Source organism: Streptomyces sp. NPDC059787 (assembly GCF_042732315.1).
Classification (GTDB): Bacteria; Actinomycetota; Actinomycetes; order Streptomycetales; family Streptomycetaceae; genus Streptomyces; species Streptomyces atrovirens.
The window spans coordinates 55,097-72,123 of sequence record NZ_JBHWHX010000008.1; the positions used below are offsets into that span (position 1 = coordinate 55,097).

The window sequence follows — 17,027 nt, forward strand, 5'->3', positions numbered from 1 at the left end:
CACGTACCCCCTGCCGCCCCGCTCCGAACGGGCCTCTCCCGGCCACCCCGCGCGGGGCGCTCCTGACCTTCACTTCTCGAAGCGGTACCCCATGCCCGGCTCCGTGATCAGGTGCTTCGGGTGTGACGGATCCGTCTCCAGCTTCCGCCGCAGCTGCGCCATGTACACGCGCAGGTAGTTCGTCTCCGTGCCGTACGACGGCCCCCACACCTCCCGCAGCAGCTGCTTCTGCGCCACCAGCCGGCCGCCGGCCCGCACCAGCACCTCCAGCAGATGCCATTCGGTGGGGGTCAGCCGTACGTCCCTGCCGCCGCGATTGACCTTCTTCGCGGCCAGGTCGACGGTGAACCCGGCGGTCTCCACCACCACGTCCCCCCCGTCGCCGGCGGGCTCCGCGCGGCGTACGGCGGCCCGCAGCCGGGCCAGCAGTTCGTCCATGCCGAAGGGCTTGGTGACGTAGTCGTCGGCACCGGCGTCCAGCGCCTGGACCTTCTCGCCGGAGGCGTGCCGGGCGGACAGCACCAGGACCGGCACCCGGCTCCAGCTCCGCAGTTCCCTGAGCACGTCGACTCCGTCCATGTCGGGCAGGCCGAGGTCGAGGACGACGACGTCGGGATGGCGGGCGGCGGCCGTACGGAGGGCGCCGGCACCGTCGTGGGCGGAGTCGACCTCGTACGAGCGTGCCCTGAGGTTGATCACGAGGGCGCGCACGATGGCCGGGTCGTCGTCGACCACCAGGACACGGGTCATGAGGGCTGCCTTTCGGGTTCCGCGGTTTCTTCCGCGACCGCCGGTGCCCCGGCGGCGCGCAGGGTGAGCGCCATGGTGAGGCCGCCACCGGGGGTGTCCTCGGCGTTCAGGGTGCCGCCCATGGCCTCGGCGAAGCCCCGGGCGACCGCCAGGCCGAGACCGACCCCGGCCCCGCGCGGGGCGTCACCGTGCCGCTGGAAGGGTTCGAAGATGTGGTCCTTGGCCTCGTCGGGGACGCCGGGACCGCGGTCCACCACCCGCACCTCGACCCGGTCGGCGAGGGCGCTGGCGGCGACCAGTACGGGCTGGCCGGGGGGACTGTACTTGACGGCGTTCTCGATCACGTTGGCCATCGCCCGCTCCAGCAGCCCCGGGTCGACGGCGACCATGGGCAGGGCCTCGGGGACGTCCAGGGCGACGCTGCCCTCGGGCACCCCGCCGAGCGCCATCGGCACCACCTCGTCCAGGTCGATCTCACGGATCAGGGGGGTGACCGTGCCGGTGTGCAGCCGGGACATGTCCAGCAGGTTGCCCACCAGGTGGTCCAGGCGGTCGGCGCCGTCCTCGATGCCCTCCAGCAGCTCGGCCCGGTCCTCGGGCGACCACTCGACGTCCTCGGAGCGCAGCGAGGAGACGGCGGCCTTGATCCCGGCCAGCGGGGTGCGCAGGTCGTGGCTGACGGCGGCCAGCAGGGCGGTGCGGATGCGGTTGCCCTCGGCGAGGGCGTGGGCCCGGCCGGCCTGCTCACGCAGCCGGCGGCGGTCCAGGACGACGGCGGCCTGCGCGGCGAAGGCGGCCAGCACCCTGCGGTCCTCGGCGGGCGGCACCCGGCCGGTCAGCGCCAGCGCCATGTGGTCGCCGACCGGCACCTCCACGTCCGCGTCCTCGGGCCGTTCGACCGGGCGACCGCGCCCCGCCCGGCCGGCGCAGGTCCACGGCTCGACGTCGCCCGCGCGTTCGAGGAGGGCGGCGGACTCCATGCCGAAGGTCTCCCGGACCCGCTCCAGCAGGTCCTCCAGGCCCGTCTCGCCGCGCAGCACGTTGCCGGCGAGGAAGGACAGGATCTCCGACTCGGCGCGCAGCCGGGCCGCCTGGTGGGTGCGCCGGGCCGCGAGGTCGACCACGGACGCCACCGCCGCGCCGACCGCGACGAAGATCATGATGGCGATGATGTTCTTGGGGTCGGAGACGGTCCAGCGGTGCAGGGGCGGGGTGTAGAAGTAGTTCAGCAGCAGTGAGCCGACCGCCGCGGAGGCCAGGGCCGGCCAGAGCCCGCCGAGCAGGGCCGCCGCCACCGTCAGGGCCAGGAACAGCAGCATGTCGTTGGCGAGTCCCAGGTCCACGGCGCTGAGCAGCACCGCCACCGCCGCCGGCCCCGCCACGCCGACCGCCCAGCCCCAGGCCAGCCGGGAGCGCCCGAGCCGCGCGCCGCGGGCGCCGGGCAGCCCGCGGCCCTTGGCGACCTCCTCGTGGGTGACGATGTGCACGTCCAGGTCGGGTCCCGAGTCCCGGGCGACGGTCGCGCCGACGCCGGGCCCGAAGACGTACTGCCAGGCCGGGCGGCGCGAGGAGCCGAGCACGATCTGGGTGGCGTTGGCCCCGCGCGCGAAGGCGAGCAGGTCGGCCGGGATGTCGTCGCCGACGACGTGGTGGAAGGTGCCGCCGAGGTCCTCCACCAGGGTGCGCTGCTCGACCAGTTCCCCGGGCGATGCCGCGGTGAGCCCGTCGCTGCGGGAGATGTAGACGGCGAGCAGCTCGCCGCCGGCGCCCTTCTCCGCCAGCCGCGCGGCCCGCCGGAGCAGGGTGCGGCCCTCGGGGCCGCCGGTCAGGCCGACGACGATCCGCTCGCGGGAGCCCCATATCGCCGAGACCTCGTGCTCGCTGCGGTAGCGCTGGAGGTGGGCGTCGACCCGGTCGGCCACCCACAGCAGCGCCAGCTCCCTCAGCGCGGTGAGGTTGCCGGGGCGGAAGTAGTTGGACAGGGCGGCGTCGACCTTGTCCGGCTGGTAGATGTTGCCGTGCGCCATGCGGCGGCGCAGCGCCTCGGGCGTCATGTCGACCAGCTCGACCTGGTCCGCCCGCCGCACCACCTCGTCCGGTACGGTCTCCCGCTCCCGTACGCCGGTGATCGACTCCACGACGTCGCCCAGCGACTCCAGGTGCTGGATGTTGACCGTGGCCAGGACGTCGATCCCGGCCGTGAGCAGCTCCTCCACGTCCTGCCAGCGCTTGGCGTTGCGCGAGCCGGGGGCGTTGGTGTGGGCGAGTTCGTCGACGAGGGCCACCCGGGGGCGGCGGGCGAGGACGGCGTCGAGGTCCATCTCCGTCAGGACGGCCCCGCGGTGCTCGACGTCCCGGTGCGGGATCCGCTCCAGTCCGTGCAGCAGCGCCTCGGTGCGGGGCCTGCCGTGCGGTTCGGCGAAGGCGACCACGCAGTCGGTGCCGCGTCCGGCACGGCGGTGCGCCTCGGAGAGCATCGCGTACGTCTTGCCGACGCCCGGTGCCGCACCGAGGTGGATCCGAAGGTTGCCGCGTCCCATGGACTCATTGTCTTCCCCCGTCACGCCCTGCCGGGCGGGGGGCCCCGGCAGGGGTCAGTGCTCGGTGATCTCGCCGTCGCTCAGCTCCAGGACGCGGTCGGCGAGGTCGAGGAGGGTGGTGTCGTGGGTGGCGACGAGCACGGTGACCTGCTCGCTGCGGACGACCGCGCGCAGCAGTTCCATCACGGCGTGCCCGGTCTCCGCGTCGAGCTGGCCGGTCGGCTCGTCGGCGATGAGGAGGGAGGGGCTGTTGGCGAGGGCGCGGGCGATGGCGACCCGCTGCTGCTGGCCGCCGGAGAGTTCGCCGGGCCGCTGGGCGGCGTGGTCGGCGAGGCCGACGAGGGACAGCAGCAGTCCGACGCGCTCCTCGCGCTCGCGCGGGTCGGCGCGGCGCAGCCGCAGCGGGACGCCGACGTTCTCGGCGGCGGTGAGGACGGGGATGAGGCCGAAGGACTGGAAGACGAAGCCGACGTGGTCCCGGCGCAGGGCGAGCAGCCCGTTCTCGTCGAGGCCGGCGAGGTCGCGTCCGTCGACGTGGACCCGCCCCCGGTCGGGGGTGTCGAGGCCGCCGACGATGTTCAGGAGTGTGGTCTTGCCGGATCCGGAGCGGCCCTTGAGGGCGACCAGTTCACCGCGTGGGACGTCGAAGGAGACACCGCGCAGCGCGTGGACGGCGGCGGCTCCGGTGCCGTACGACTTGTGCACGTCCTCGACGCGCACCATGGTCTCGGTGACCACCTGACTCATCCTGACCGCCCTCCCCCGTGGACCGGGCGCCAGTATCCCCGGCCGGCGCCCGGTCGATCAACGCCTCGGGCCGGGTCGTCCCCGTGGGTGAGGGGCTCCCGGGCGACGAAGAGGTCGTTGCTGCCGGACGGGCGGGTGCGCTCGGTGAGCGCCTGGGTGTTGGTCATGAGGGGCGCGCACGGAAAAGGGCCGCACCCCCTGACGTCAAAGGGCGCGCACGGAAAACGGCCGCACCCCCTGACGGGGTGCGGCCCTTCGACCGGTCGGCTAGCGGACCTCGGTGATCTCCGGTCCGCGCTGGAGCTGGCCCATACCGCCGGCGAAGCGGGAGCCGCCCTCCTCCTGCTGCACGTTCTCCGGCACCATCTGCGCGTCGTTCGGCAGCTTCAGGACGATCGGGTCGCGCGGGGCCATCGGGCCCTCACCGCGCACCACGACCGTGTCCCGGAAGATCTGCTCGAGGAGCCCGGCGGCCCCCGGCTGCACCGCGCCCTGGCCCGAGATCACCCCGCGCAGGAACCAGCGGGGGCCGTCCACGCCGACGAACCGCACGACCTGGAAGCCACCGGTGCCGTCCGGCAGCTGCACCGGCACCTGGGCCCGCAGCTCCCAGCCCAGCGGGCCCTCGACCTCGTCGATGATGCCGCCCTGCTGGGTGATGCCGGACGCGATCTCCTCGCGCACCTCGCCCCAGATGCCCTCCCGCTTGGGCGCGGCGAAGCCCTGGAGCTGGATGGCGCTGTCCCGCAGCACGACGGTGGCCGCGACGATCGCGTCACCCGCGACCTCCACCCGCAGCTCCATGCCGTCGACCCCGGGCACGAACAGACCGCCCAGGTCGACCCGGCCCTCACCGGGCTCACTGACCTCGCTGCTGTCCCAGGGCCCGTCGGGCCTCGGCGCCGGCTCGAGCCTCAGCCGCCCGGCCTCCTCGCCCGCCTCAGCGTCGACACCGTCGACGACCTGCTCGGCCTCGCCGGCCGCACCGTCGGCGGCATCCTTCTTCTTGCGACGTCCGAACACGTCACTGTCCTTCCCGGTCGGATACGACCGAAGCGTATCGATTCCCACCCGCTGTACCGCCCGTGGCGGCCTGAACGCTTGTGCCGCTCTTACCTTCTTCCACCGCGGCATGGCCGCCGGTGGACCCGAAGCCCCCCTCGGCCCGGGCCGAGGGGGGAAGCTCCGCGACCGACACGAAGCGGACCCTCTCGACCTGCTGGACGACCAGTTGGGCAATCCGGTCGAAGCGCTCGAACCGCACGGTCTCGCGCGGGTCGAGATTCACCACGATCACCTTGATCTCCCCACGGTACCCGGCATCAACCGTCCCCGGGGCATTCACCAGGGCGACGCCGCAGCGGGCGGCAAGACCGGATCGCGGGTGCACGAAGGCCGCGTACCCCTCGGGCAGCGCCACAGACACCCCCGTGGGCAGTACGGCCCGCTCACCGGGAGCCAGTTCGCGGGCCTCGGTGGTCCGCAGATCGGCTCCCGCGTCCCCCGGGTGCTCGTACGCCGGAAGCGGTACGTCGGGATCGACGCGCCGGATCAGCACCTCGAGTGCGCCGGGGCGGGGCCCGCTCACGGGTTCACCTCGAAGGCGCGGACGCGGCGGACCTGGTCGGGGTCCTCCATGGCGGCCCGGATCTCCTCCGGGCGGCCGTGGTCCACGAAGTGGTCGACCTTGACCTCGATGAACAGGGCGTCGGCGCGGACCGCGACCGGCCCGTCGGGGCCGCCGACTCGTCCGGTGGCGGTGCAGTAGATCTTCCGTCCGGCCACCGCCGTCACCTCGGCATCGAGGTGCAGCACGGTGCCGACCGGCACGGGCCGGACGAAGTCGGTCTCCAGCCTGCCGGTCACCGCGATCGTGCGCAGCAGCCAGTTGAGCGAGCCGAGCGCCTCGTCCAGGGCGGTGGCGAGGACCCCGCCGTGCGCGAGTCCCGGGGCGCCCTGGTGGGCGGGCCGCACGGTGAACTCGGCGGTGATCGACACGCCTTCGCCGGCGCGGGCCGCCAGGTGCAGCCCGTGGGGCTGCTCGTCGCCACAGCCGAAACACTGGCCGTAGTGCGCGCCGAGGAGCTCGCCGGGGGCGGGAGCGTCGGGGTGACGCACCGGTTTCACGGCGTCGGCCGGGGGCTGAAGAGCTGCGGAAGTACCACTCACAGGCGCAGACCTTACCCGCGCGTGAGTCCTGGCCCGACACCGTGCCAAGCTTGGATTCATGCAGCTCTCCGCCTCCCCGTACGAAGAACGCCTCACCGCCCCCCGCTCCTGGTGGCTGATCTCCTTCCTGGTGGGGGTCTCCCTGGCGCTGATCCTGCTGCCGTTCGGCACGCTGCCGATGCTCGGCGGCCTGGCCGGCGGCACCGCCGCGGCGGCCGTCGTGGCGAGTTCGTACGGCTCGGTGCGCATCCGGGTCGTGGGCGGCCATCTGATCGCGGGCGAGGCGAAGATCCCGGTGTCGGCGCTGGGCGAGGCGGAGATCCTGGACGCCGAGGAGGCCCGCGCCTGGCGCTCCTACAAGGCCGACCCGCGCTGCTTCATGCTGCTGCGGGCGTACATCCCCGGCGCGCTCCGCGTGGACGTCACGGACCCGGCGGATCCGACCCCCTACGTCTTCCTGTCGACCCGCGAGCCGGAACGGCTGGCGCAGGCACTGCGGGCGGCGAAGGACGCAGCGGAGGCCGCGTAGCGGCGGTACGGGGAACACGCGGGCGGGGGCGCCCCCGGAGGGCTCAGGGGGCCTGGTGCCCGTCGTCCTTCCCCCGGTGGCCGCCGAGTTCCTTGAGGGCGTCCTCGGGGAGGGCGTCCTCGGGGCGCTCCAGGGCGGGAAGGGCCGGCAGCGCGTCCCAGGGCACCTGGATCCTGCGCAGGTCGCCCCGGATGCGTGCGGCGAGCTTTCTGGTGTCTCTGCGGTTCATGGCGGCGCCCACGGCGGCTCCCACCAGGAACGGCATCAGGTTCGGCAGGTTGCGGACCGTGCGCTTCATGATCCGCTGGCGCAGTTCGCGCTTCATGCGGCTGTTCAGCGCCGCGCTCACGGTCGAGGGCTTGGTGGCCTCGATGCCGCGCTCCTCCGACCAGGAGTTGAGGTACACGGTGCTGCGCTGGGCGAGGGTGCCGGCCGGCCGTACGCCGTAGACCTCGTGGAGTTCGGCGATCAGCTTCAGCTCGATCGCGGCGACGCCGGTGATCTCGGCGGCCAGCTCCGTCGGCATCGCGGGCGGTACGGGCATCATGGCCGCCGCGCCGACTCCGGCCCCGACCGTCGCCGTGGCCTTCGCGGCGCCCGCCACGAGCTTGTCCGCGAGCTCCTCGGGGCCGAGGCCGGGGAACTGCCGGCGCAGCGTCCCGAGGTCGCGTACGGGCACACGCGGGGCGATCTCGATGATCCGGTCCGCGAGATGCGCCAGTCCCGCGCGGGCGCGGGCACCGCCCTTGCGGGCGCCTTCCAGGGCCTTCTCCCGGATCACGGCGGCCCGCCGGTGCGCCACGGGGGCGGTGACCTCCAGGGGTGCCGGGAGGTCACCCCGGCCGGCTGCCGCTTCGAGCGAGGCCGCCCCGGTACCGGTTGAGCCCCGCTCTTGGTCACGCGTGTCGTGCTGCGGGCCCTCCTGGGGCCCTTGGTCCGCTCCCCTCGTGAAGAAGCGGCGCTTCCTCGGAGGGGTCGAGCCAGTCACGGCCGACCCCGCCTCAGTCGCAGTCGCGGCAGATCGGCTGGCCGTTCTTCTCGCGGGCCAGCTGGCTGCGGTGGTGGACCAGGAAGCAGCTCATGCAGGTGAACTCGTCCTGCTGCTTCGGCAGGACCCGGACGGCCAGCTCCTCGTTCGAGAGGTCCGCTCCGGGCAGTTCCAGGCCCTCGGCGGCCTCGAACTCGTCGACGTCCACGGCCGAGGCCGACTTGTCGTTCCGCCGGGCCTTCAGCTCTTCCAGGCTGTCCGAGTCGACGTCGTCGTCGGTCTTGCGTGGTGTGTCGTAGTCGGTTGCCATTGTCGCTCTCCCCCTCTGGGTGTATGCGGTGTCTCCAGCGCACGTAACGCGTGAGAGGCCGGACTTGTGCCCGACCTGAGGCGGAGATTTTGCCTCACATCAAGGTCTGTTACTCAATCGACACCCAACCGAACTCCTCATGAGTGATCGGCTTGGATGGCGATGGGGACCGTACACGGTCCGGATGCCGCACTCCAAAGGCGCCTCACCGTGTACTTCCCGTGATCAGGCCCCCTGAAAACCGGGATTTTCCCGACTTTCCCGGGGATGCATGATCACGGAGAGTGGGCGGCCGGGGAATCGCTCCTGTGATCGATCACACATGGGGATACCGGAGAGGCGCCCCGGAAATTCCGCCCAAAGCGAACACCCCGTTGTGTCGGCGGCATCATCTCAGATCGGCAGGGTGACACGCATCACGAGCCCGCCCCCTTCGCGCGGTTGTGCGTAAATGTGGCCGCCGTGCGCCCGGGCGACCGACCGCACGATGGACAGACCGAGCCCGACACCCTTGTCGCTGCCCGTGCGCTCGGTGCGCAGCCGCCGGAACGGCTCGAAGAGATTGTCGATCTCGTACGCCGGTACCACCGGGCCCGTGTTCGACACCACCAGGACCGCCTGCCCGTGCTCCACGTCGGTGGTGACCTCGACCCAGCCCTCCTCCGGCACGTTGTACCGCACGGCGTTCTGCACCAGGTTCAGCGCGATCCGCTCCAGCAGCACGCCGTTGCCCTGGACGACCGCCGGCCGGCGTGCGCCGCGGATCTCCACGTCCTTGGCCTCCGCCTCGCCGTGCACCTGGTCGATCGCCTGGGTGGCGACCTCGGCAAGGTCCACGGGCTTGCGCTCGACGATCTGGTTGTCGCTGCGGGCGAGCAGCAGCAGGCCCTCCACGAGCTGTTCGCTGCGCTCGTTGGTGGACAGCAGCGTCTTGCCGAGCTGCTGGAGCTCCACCGGCGCGCCGGGGTCGGAGAGGTGCACCTCCAGGAGCGTGCGGTTGATCGCCAGCGGGGTGCGCAGCTCGTGCGAGGCGTTGCCCACGAAACGCTGCTGGGCGGTGAACGCCCGCTGGAGCCGCTCCAGCATGTCGTCGAAGGTGTCGGCCAGCTCCTTCAGCTCGTCGTCCGGGCCGTCCAGCTCGATCCGGCGGGACAGATCCGAACCGGCCACCGCGCGGGCGGTGCGGGTGATCCGGCCCAGCGGCGACAGGACCCGGCCGGCCATGGCGTAACCGAAGGCGAAGGCGATGATCGCGAGACCGAGCAGGGCCCCCAGGGAGCGGCTGAGCAGATCGTCCAGCGCGTGCTGCCGCTGGACGGCGTTGCACTGCTTGAGCATGTCGTTCAGCTGGCCGTTGGTGGTCGCGCTGTCCAGCTGCGGACAGGTCTCGCTGGTGATGTCGATGTTGCTGCCGGTCACCTGGAAGGACTGGCCGCTGCCGCCGTCATGGAGCGCCTGGGCGGCCAGCAGATAGATGATCGACAGCAGCAGGATCCCGGCGATCAGGAACATGCCGCCGTACAGCAGCGTGAGGCGTATGCGGATGGTGGGACGCAACCACGGGAAGGGCGGGTCGCCCTTCCTCGGGTCCCAGGTGGGCTTGGGGGGCGCCGTGGGGGGCGCGGGTGTGGCGGCCATCGGTCATCAGATCCGGTATCCGGAGCCGGGCACGGTCACGATGACCGGCGGCTCCCCCAGCTTGCGGCGCAGGGTCATCACGGTCACCCGCACCACGTTGGTGAACGGGTCCGTGTTCTCGTCCCAGGCCTTCTCCAGCAGCTGCTCCGCGGAGACGACCGCGCCCTCGCTGCGCATGAGCACCTCCAGGACGGCGAACTCCTTCGGCGCGAGCTGCACCTCCTTGCCGTCGCGGAAGACCTCGCGGCGGTTGGGGTCGAGCTTGATCCCGGCACGCTCCAGAACGGGCGGCAGCGGCACGCTCGTACGCCGCCCGAGGGCGCGCACGCGGGCGATGAGCTCGCTGAACGCGAAGGGCTTGGGCAGATAGTCGTCGGCGCCGATCTCCAGGCCCTCGACACGGTCGCTGACGTCGCCGGAGGCCGTGAGCATCAGCACGCGCGTGGGCATGCCGAGCTCGACGATCCTGCGGCAGACGTCGTCGCCGTGCACGAGCGGGAGGTCGCGGTCGAGGACGACCACGTCGTAGTCGTTGACGCCGATGCGCTCCAGGGCGGCCGCACCGTCGTACACGACGTCGACGGCCATGGCCTCCCGGCGCAGTCCGGTGGCCACCGCATCGGCGAGCAGCTGCTCGTCCTCGACGACGAGTACGCGCACGTCGCTTGTCCTTCCTCAGGGCCCGCCCTTGATCGGACAGCGCTCCAGGGCGCACTCGGGCAGGGGTACGGGTGGGTGTGTTGCCTCCATCCTGCCCTTTTCGGCCGTAAGTCGGCTGTAAGGCGGGGGAACGGGCGGTGGCCGACGGGTGCGGGACCGGGGAACGTCCGGGCGAACGGGGCGGGAATACGAGAATTTCTCGCGCGGTTAGGTTTCCCCGGAAGAGAGCTTGGGGAGGACGGGTTTTACATCCCGCGATCACGCTCTGCACGTACCGCGCCACCATGCGGTACGTAACAGTCCGCTTCCGCAGAGCGGGCGTGGATGTCCGGCACCGTCGCCGCCCGGCCGAGCGGCGCTGGGCATCCGCTCCGGACGTGATCATCCCTTCCGAACGGCACACCCCCGTGCCACCGACCCACCGACCCAGGACGAGGGGGCGCAGCATGGACGCATTCACCGCAGGACTTCTGCAGCGCATAAAGGCGACCGAGTCCGACCTGTCGCGGGCCCGCGACGACGGCGACGAGTTCCTCGTCGACGTGGAACAGGGCGAACTCGACGACCTGCGCCGCCTCGCCGCCGAACACGGCGTGGAGGTCGGCGCGTACAGCGTCTGATCGGCTCGCACCGGAACGGGCCCCGGCGAATCCAGCGCCGGGGCCCGTTCGCGTTCTCGCGATCCGCTCAGTCGTGCCAGGCGCCGTAGTCCTCCAGAAGCCGCTGGAGCGGCTCGAAGACGCCCGGGGTGGCCGCGACCGCGAGGTCCCAGGACGGGCGGTCTCCGGGGCGGCCGCCGGTCAGGGCGCCCGCCTCGCGGGCGATCAGGTCACCGGCCGCCAGGTCCCAGGGGTGCAGCCCGCGCTCGTAGTAGCCGTCCAGACGCCCCGCGGCGAGGTCGCACAGGTCGATCGCGGCCGAGCCGCCGCGCCGGATGTCCCGGAGCCTGGGGATCAGCCGCTGTGCCACGTCGGCCTGGTGGGTGCGGACCTCGGTGACGTAGTTGAAGCCGGTCGACACCAGGGCCTGGTCCAGCGGCGGCGAGGGACGGCAGGTCAGCCGCCGCTCGCCCGCCCAGGCACCGGTCGCCCAGGCGCCGCGCCCGCGCACCGCGTGGTACGCCTCACCGCGCATGGGGGCCGCCACCGCCCCGGCCACGGTCTCGCCGTCCTGCTCGGCGGCGATGGAGACGGCCCAGGTGGGCAGGCCGTACAGGTAGTTGACCGTGCCGTCGAGCGGGTCGATCACCCAGCGGATGCCGCTGCTGCCCTCGGTGGAGGCGCCCTCCTCACCGAGGAAGCCGTCCTCCGGGCGGCGCTCGGCGATCAGCGTGGTGATCAGCTTCTCGGCCGCGATGTCCATCTCGGTGACGACGTCGATCGGGCTGGACTTGGTCGCGGCGACCGCGAGGTCGGCCGGGCGGCCGTCCCGCAGCAGCTCGCCCGCGCGGCGGGCGGCCTCCTGGGCGAGCTCCAGCAGTTCCGTGTGCAGGGGGTCGGTCACGGCGCTCCTCATGCGTAGGGGCTGTCGGCGCCCGCGGCGGCGGGGCGCGGGGCGCGGGCCGGGCAGCAGCCCACCGGGCAGAGGTCGTGGCTCGCGCCGAGCGCGCCCAGGGCGCACGGCGTGACGTCCTGCCCTCGTTCGGCGACCGCGCGCTCCACGATCAGCTCACGGATCGCGGCGGCGAACCGCGGGTCGGCGCCGACGGTAGCCGAGCGGCGCACCGGCAGGCCCAGCTCCCCCGCCTTGGCGGTGGCCTCGGTGTCGAGGTCGTAGATGACCTCCATGTGGTCGGAGACGAAGCCGATGGGGGCCATGACCACGGCCGGCGCCCCGGCCGCGTGCCGCTCCTCGAGGTGGTCGCAGATGTCGGGCTCCAGCCAGGGGATGTGCGGGGCGCCGGAGCGGGACTGGTAGACGAGCTGCCAGGGGCGGTCGACGCCGGTGCGCTCGCGGACGGCGTCGGCGATCACCTGGGCCACGTCCAGGTGCTGCCGGACGTACGCGCCGCCGTCGCCGTGGTCCTCGACGGGGCCGGAGGTGTCGGCGGCGGAGGTGGGGATGGAGTGGGTACAGAAGGCGATGTGCGCGCCGTCCCGGACGTCCTCGGGGAGGTCGGCGAGGGACCGCACGACCCCGTCGACCATGGGCTCGACGAAACCGGGGTGGTTGAAGTAGTGCCGCAGTTTGTCGATCCTCGGCAGCTCCAGCCCCTCCTGCTCCAGGGTCGCGAGGGCGTCCGCGAGGTTCTCGCGGTACTGGCGGCAGCCCGAGTACGAGGCGTAGGCGCTGGTGGCCAGGACGAGGATGCGGCGGCGGCCGTCCCGGACCATCTCGCGCAGGGTGTCGGTGAGGTAGGGCGCCCAGTTGCGGTTGCCCCAGTAGACCGGCAGGTCCAGGCCGTGGTCGGCGAAGTCCCCCCGCAGCGCGTCCAGCAGGGCGCGGTTCTGCTCGTTGATGGGGCTGACCCCGCCGAAGAGGAAGTAGTGCTGCCCGACCTCCTTGAGGCGTTCCTTGGGGATGCCGCGCCCGCGCGTCACGTTCTCCAGGAACGGGACCACGTCGTCCGGGCCTTCGGGACCGCCGAAAGAGAGCAGGAGCAGGGCGTCATAGGGGCTGGCATCGAGCACGTCAGGCATGTCCCGATCCTGCCACTCGGCACTGACGGCCGGGACGGGGGGCGGGAGGTGTCACCGGCCACGACGCGGAATTCCGGGTGTATTAGGGTGACCTAACCCGTAAGCTGTATCGACTGCGGTCGCACCTTACCGAGACCTTCCGGAGATCCCTTGCCCAGCCCCTATCGCGCCCTGTTCGCCGCCCCCGGCAGCAGGGCCTTCTCCGCCGCGGGGTTCCTCGGCCGGATGCCGCTGTCCATGATGGGCATCGGCGTGGTGACGATGGTCTCCCAGCTCACCGGGCGGTACGGGCTGGCCGGCGCGCTGTCGGCGACCATCGCGCTGGCCGCCGCCGTGGCGGGCCCGCAGGTCTCGCGCCTGGTGGACCAGTACGGGCAGCGGCGGGTGCTGCGCCCCGCCACGCTGGTCTCGCTCACCGCGGCGGCGGTGCTGCTGTGCGCGGCGCACTACGGCTGGCCGGAGTGGGTGCTGTTCGTCGCGTGCGTCGGCATCGGCTGCGTGCCGAGCGTCGGCTCGATGATCCGGGCCCGCTGGGCCGCCCTGTACCGGGGCACCCCGAAGCTGCACACCGCGTACTCGTTCGAGTCCGTGGTGGACGAGATGTGCTTCGTCTTCGGGCCGATCATCTCCATCGGGCTGTCCACTGCCTGGTTCCCGGAGGCCGGCCCGCTGCTCGCGGCCTGCTTCCTGGCGGCCGGTGTCTTCTGGCTGACCGCCCAGCGCGCCACCGAGCCCGAGCCGCACCCGCGCGAGCACGAGGGCGGCGGCGGCACGGCGCTGCGCGCCCCGGGCCTCCAGGTGCTGGTCGCGACGTTCGTGGCGACGGGGGCGATCTTCGGTGCCGTGGACGTGGTCACCGTGGCGTTCGCCGAGGAGGAGGGGCACAAGGCTGCCGCGAGCCTGGTGCTCGCCGTGTACGCGCTGGGCTCCTGTGTGGCGGGCGCCGTGTTCGGGCTGCTGCACTTCGCGGGAGCGCCGGAACGTCGTTGGCTGCTGGGCGTCTGCGCCATGGCCGTGAGTATGATCCCACTCCTACTGGTCGGGAACCTGCCGTTTCTGGCCGTGGCGCTGTTCGTTGCGGGTCTGTCCATCGCTCCGACGATGATCACGACGATGTCCCTCATCGAAGAGCACGTACCACGCGCGCAGCTCACCGAGGGCATGACCTGGGTGAGCACCGGGCTCGCGGTCGGGGTCGCGCTCGGCTCCTCCGCGGCCGGCTGGGTGATCGACGCGGCCGGGGCGCGTGCCGGGTACGGGGTTCCGGCGGTGGCCGGGGCCGTCGCGGTCGCGGTCGGTTTCCTCGGGTACCGCCGGCTCGAGCGGCCGGCTCCGGGTCGGGGAGGCTCCGTTGGGCAGCACAGCGAGCACGGGGAACGGCACATGGCGTAACTGGGGCGGCAATGTCTCCGTCCGTCCCGCGCGGGAGACCTCGCCCGCCTCCGTCGACGAGCTGGCCGCCGCCGTGCGCCGGGCCGCCGAGGACGGCATGCCGGTGAAGGCGGTCGGCACCGGCCACTCCTTCACCTCCATAGCCGCCACCGACGGCCTGCTGATCCGCCCTCAGCTGCTGACGGGCATACGTCACATCGACCGCGCGGCCGGTACGGTCACGGTGGAGGCCGGCACCCCGCTCAAGCGGCTGAACATGGCCCTCGCGCGGGAGGGTCTGTCGCTGACCAACATGGGCGACATCATGGAGCAGACGGTCTCCGGGGCCACCAGCACGGGCACCCACGGCACGGGCCGCGACTCCGCCTCCATCGCCGCCCAGATCCGGGGCCTGGAGCTGGTCACCGCCGACGGTGCGGTGCTCACCTGCTCCGAGAAGGAGAACCCGGACGTCTTCGCCGCCGCCCGGATCGGGCTCGGTGCCCTCGGCATCGTCACCGCGATCACCTTCGCCGTGGAGCCGGTCTTCCTGCTCACGGCCCGCGAGGAGCCGATGCCCTTCGACCGGGTCTGCGCCGAGTTCGACCAGCTGCACGCCGAGAACGAACATTTCGAGTTCTACTGGTTCCCGCACACCGGCAACACCAACACCAAGCGCAACAACCGCAGCGCGGGCCCGGAGCGGCCGGTGCCGCGGCTCAAGGGCTGGTTCGAGGACGAGTTCCTCTCCAACGGGGTCTTCCAGGCGGCCAACTGGGTCGGCCGCGCGGTGCCCGCGAGCATTCCGGCCATCGCGCGGATCTCCAGCAGGGCGCTCTCCGCGCGGACGTACACCGACATCCCGTACAAGGTCTTCACCTCGCCGCGCCGGGTGCGCTTCGTGGAGATGGAGTACGCCGTCCCGCGCGCGGCCCTGGTGGAGACGCTGCGGGAGCTGAAGGCGATGGTCGACCGCTCTCCGCTGCGGGTCAGCTTCCCCGTCGAGGTGCGCACCGCGCCGGCCGACGACATCGCGCTGTCCACCGCGTCCGGCCGGGACAGCGCCTACATCGCCGTCCACATGTTCAAAGGCACCCCTTATCAGGGGTATTTCACCGCGGCCGAACGCATCTTCACCGCCCATGAGGGGCGGCCCCACTGGGGGAAGATCCACACGCGCGACGCCGATTACCTCTCACGGGTGTATCCGCGCTTCGGGGAATTCACGGCGCTACGGGACCGGCTCGACCCGGAACGCCGCTTCCGGAACGACCACTTGCGGAGGGTCCTGGGGTCGTAGAGGATGCGTTGCGCGGCGCGCCAATCCACGCAGGTGGCCCAAATGGAGTACTCTTGCGAGCCTTGGGCCCGGTCTCCCGTCAGGGTGCCCGGAACCGTGAAGGACCGCCGGGAGGGGGCTAGTTGCGCAGGGTGACGCAGTTGGTCACTTATCGTTGCGAATAGGTAACCGTGCCATAACGGCGATCCGGGGCCCGCGCCCGACACGCCGGGCAAAGAGGCAAGGTTGTGGCAGGCTGCACCCGGGCAGGCCACACTCGACTAGCGGAAGCAGCGACGCACGTGACGTCGGCAGGCACCACCCGGGAGGTCCCCATGCCGGAACTGCGTGTCGTGGCCGTCTCGAATGACGGCACACGGCTGGTGCTGAAGGCTGCGGACAGCACGGAGTACACGCTTCCGATCGATGAGCGGCTCCGGGCCGCCGTGCGCGGCGACCGTCCCCGCCTCGGCCAGATCGAGATCGAGGTGGAGAGCCATCTCCGCCCCCGCGACATCCAGGCGCGTATAAGAGCGGGCGCGACCGCGGAAGAGGTCGCGCAGATGGCCGGCATCCCCGTGGACCGCGTACGCCGCTTCGAGGGCCCCGTCCTCGCCGAGCGCGCGTTCATGGCCGAGCGCGCCCGCAAGACCCCTGTCCGCCGCCCCGGCGAGAACTCCGGTCCCCCGCTGGGCGAGGCGGTGCAGGAGCGGCTGCTGCTGCGCGGCGCCGAGAAGGACACCGTCCAGTGGGACTCCTGGCGCCGCGACGACGGCACCTGGGAGGTGCTGCTGGTCTACCGGGTCGCGGGTGAGCCGCACTCGGCGAGCTGGACGTACGACCCGCCCCGGCGGCTCGTCCAGGCCGTCGACGACGAGGCGCGCTCGCTGATCGGCGAGTCCGACGACCTCGCCGCGCCCGAGCCCAGCTTCCCCTTCGTGCCGCGCATCGCCCGGCTGCCGCGGGACCGCCCGCTCGACCGTCCCGGCGACCGCGAGCGCCCGAGTCTGCCCGCGCAGGCGTCCGAGCCCGAGGAGGAGTCCCTGACGGCCACGGCATCGGGCGAACGGGACTCGCTGACCAGCCTGCTGGAGGCGGTCCCGAGCTTCCGGGGCGACCTGGTGGTGCCGGAGCGCGCGCCCGAGACCGTTCCCGAGGAGCCGGACCCCGAGCCCGAGGCGGAGGAGCCGCCGGCCCCCGCGGCCTCGGCCGGGGCCGCGTACGCGGACGTCCTCATGCCGCGTTCCGTCAGCAGCCACCGGGACCGGCTCATCGGCTCGACCGACCGTCAGGCCGAGGCGGACGGCGTCCGTCCGGGCCGCCGCGCGGCGGTGCCGAGCTGGGACGAGATCGTGTTCGGGACGCGACGGAAGAAGCAGGAGTAACTCGTTCGGGCGGTCCGTGTCC

17 protein-coding genes are annotated in these 17,027 nt (G+C 72.4%); 5 read left to right on the forward strand and 12 right to left on the reverse strand.

Going from position 1 to position 17,027, the window contains the following annotated elements; translation table 11 throughout:
* Positions 1–69 precede the first annotated feature (69 nt).
* The 6 genes from ACFV5H_RS09890 to ACFV5H_RS09915 form a co-directional block, all read right to left on the reverse strand.
* A complete protein-coding gene (locus ACFV5H_RS09890) occupies positions 70–750 on the reverse strand; it encodes a response regulator (RefSeq protein WP_385193885.1) in 681 nt (226 codons plus the stop codon).
* Complete coding sequence (locus ACFV5H_RS09895; protein WP_385045719.1) at positions 747–3,290, reverse strand: ATP-binding protein; 2,544 nt, start codon at positions 3,288–3,290, stop codon at positions 747–749. The genes ACFV5H_RS09890 and ACFV5H_RS09895 overlap by 4 nt, the downstream gene beginning before the upstream one ends.
* Before the next feature lie 54 nt (positions 3,291–3,344).
* Positions 3,345–4,037, reverse strand: a complete 693-nt coding sequence (locus ACFV5H_RS09900) for an ABC transporter ATP-binding protein (protein WP_385193887.1) — start codon at positions 4,035–4,037, stop codon at positions 3,345–3,347.
* 267 nt (positions 4,038–4,304) lie between these two features.
* Positions 4,305–5,060, reverse strand: coding sequence for a DUF3710 domain-containing protein (locus ACFV5H_RS09905; protein ID WP_385045724.1), 756 nt, complete (start codon positions 5,058–5,060; stop codon positions 4,305–4,307).
* Position 5,061: 1 nt separating this feature from the next.
* Positions 5,062–5,625 carry a dUTP diphosphatase gene (dut, locus tag ACFV5H_RS09910; protein WP_385045727.1) on the reverse strand — a complete coding sequence of 188 codons (564 nt, stop codon included), beginning with the start codon at positions 5,623–5,625 and terminating at the stop codon, positions 5,062–5,064.
* Entirely contained in the window at positions 5,622–6,206 is a 585-nt protein-coding gene (locus ACFV5H_RS09915) for a PaaI family thioesterase (protein WP_385045730.1), read from the reverse strand. Before ACFV5H_RS09915 ends, dut begins: the two co-directional genes overlap by 4 nt.
* Positions 6,207–6,264: 58 nt before the next feature.
* Between ACFV5H_RS09915 and ACFV5H_RS09920 the strand changes: the two genes are divergently transcribed.
* The gene (locus ACFV5H_RS09920) at positions 6,265–6,735 is read left to right on the forward strand and encodes a DUF3093 domain-containing protein (protein ID WP_385045732.1); all 471 of its coding nucleotides are present in this window, start codon (positions 6,265–6,267) and stop codon (positions 6,733–6,735) included.
* Positions 6,736–6,778: 43 nt separating this feature from the next.
* Here ACFV5H_RS09920 and ACFV5H_RS09925 read toward each other — a convergent pair whose 3' ends face one another.
* The 4 genes from ACFV5H_RS09925 to ACFV5H_RS09940 form a co-directional block, all read right to left on the reverse strand.
* Positions 6,779–7,723, reverse strand: a complete 945-nt coding sequence (locus tag ACFV5H_RS09925; RefSeq protein ID WP_385045735.1) for a hypothetical protein — start codon at positions 7,721–7,723, stop codon at positions 6,779–6,781.
* Between the two features lie 13 nt (positions 7,724–7,736).
* Positions 7,737–8,033 (reverse strand): DUF4193 domain-containing protein, encoded by a 297-nt coding sequence (locus ACFV5H_RS09930; protein ID WP_003993510.1) that lies wholly within the window; start codon positions 8,031–8,033, stop codon positions 7,737–7,739.
* Positions 8,034–8,426: 393 nt separating this feature from the next.
* A complete protein-coding gene (locus ACFV5H_RS09935) occupies positions 8,427–9,671 on the reverse strand; it encodes a sensor histidine kinase (RefSeq protein ID WP_385045739.1) in 1,245 nt (414 codons plus the stop codon).
* Between the two features lie 6 nt (positions 9,672–9,677).
* On the reverse strand, positions 9,678–10,331 hold the full coding sequence (locus tag ACFV5H_RS09940) for a response regulator transcription factor (protein ID WP_007387794.1): 654 nt from the start codon (positions 10,329–10,331) through the stop codon (positions 9,678–9,680).
* Between the two features lie 446 nt (positions 10,332–10,777).
* Between ACFV5H_RS09940 and ACFV5H_RS09945 the strand changes: the two genes are divergently transcribed.
* The gene (locus ACFV5H_RS09945; protein WP_385045741.1) at positions 10,778–10,951 is read left to right on the forward strand and encodes a hypothetical protein; all 174 of its coding nucleotides are present in this window, start codon (positions 10,778–10,780) and stop codon (positions 10,949–10,951) included.
* 67 nt (positions 10,952–11,018) lie between these two features.
* On the opposite strand, the gene ACFV5H_RS09950 is transcribed toward ACFV5H_RS09945, so the two are convergent.
* Together ACFV5H_RS09950 and ACFV5H_RS09955 are read right to left on the reverse strand one after the other, a co-directional pair.
* Positions 11,019–11,834 (reverse strand): inositol monophosphatase family protein, encoded by an 816-nt coding sequence (locus ACFV5H_RS09950; protein WP_385193889.1) that lies wholly within the window; start codon positions 11,832–11,834, stop codon positions 11,019–11,021.
* An 8-nt stretch (positions 11,835–11,842) separates the two neighbouring features.
* Entirely contained in the window at positions 11,843–12,970 is a 1,128-nt protein-coding gene (locus ACFV5H_RS09955; RefSeq protein ID WP_385045746.1) for a ferrochelatase, read from the reverse strand.
* A gap of 150 nt (positions 12,971–13,120) precedes the next feature.
* On the opposite strand from ACFV5H_RS09955, the gene ACFV5H_RS09960 reads away from it, so the two are divergent.
* The 3 genes from ACFV5H_RS09960 (at position 13,121) to sepH (ending at position 17,005) form a co-directional block, all read left to right on the forward strand.
* Positions 13,121–14,362 carry an MFS transporter gene (locus ACFV5H_RS09960; protein ID WP_385045748.1) on the forward strand — a complete coding sequence of 414 codons (1,242 nt, stop codon included), beginning with the start codon at positions 13,121–13,123 and terminating at the stop codon, positions 14,360–14,362.
* Positions 14,322–15,641: a D-arabinono-1,4-lactone oxidase gene (locus ACFV5H_RS09965; protein WP_385193891.1), complete on the forward strand. Its 1,320-nt coding sequence runs from the start codon at positions 14,322–14,324 to the stop codon at positions 15,639–15,641. The genes ACFV5H_RS09960 and ACFV5H_RS09965 overlap by 41 nt, the downstream gene beginning before the upstream one ends.
* 314 nt (positions 15,642–15,955) lie before the next feature.
* A complete protein-coding gene (gene sepH / locus ACFV5H_RS09970; protein WP_385045754.1) occupies positions 15,956–17,005 on the forward strand; it encodes a septation protein SepH in 1,050 nt (349 codons plus the stop codon).
* The last annotated feature ends 22 nt before the right edge of the window (positions 17,006–17,027 follow it).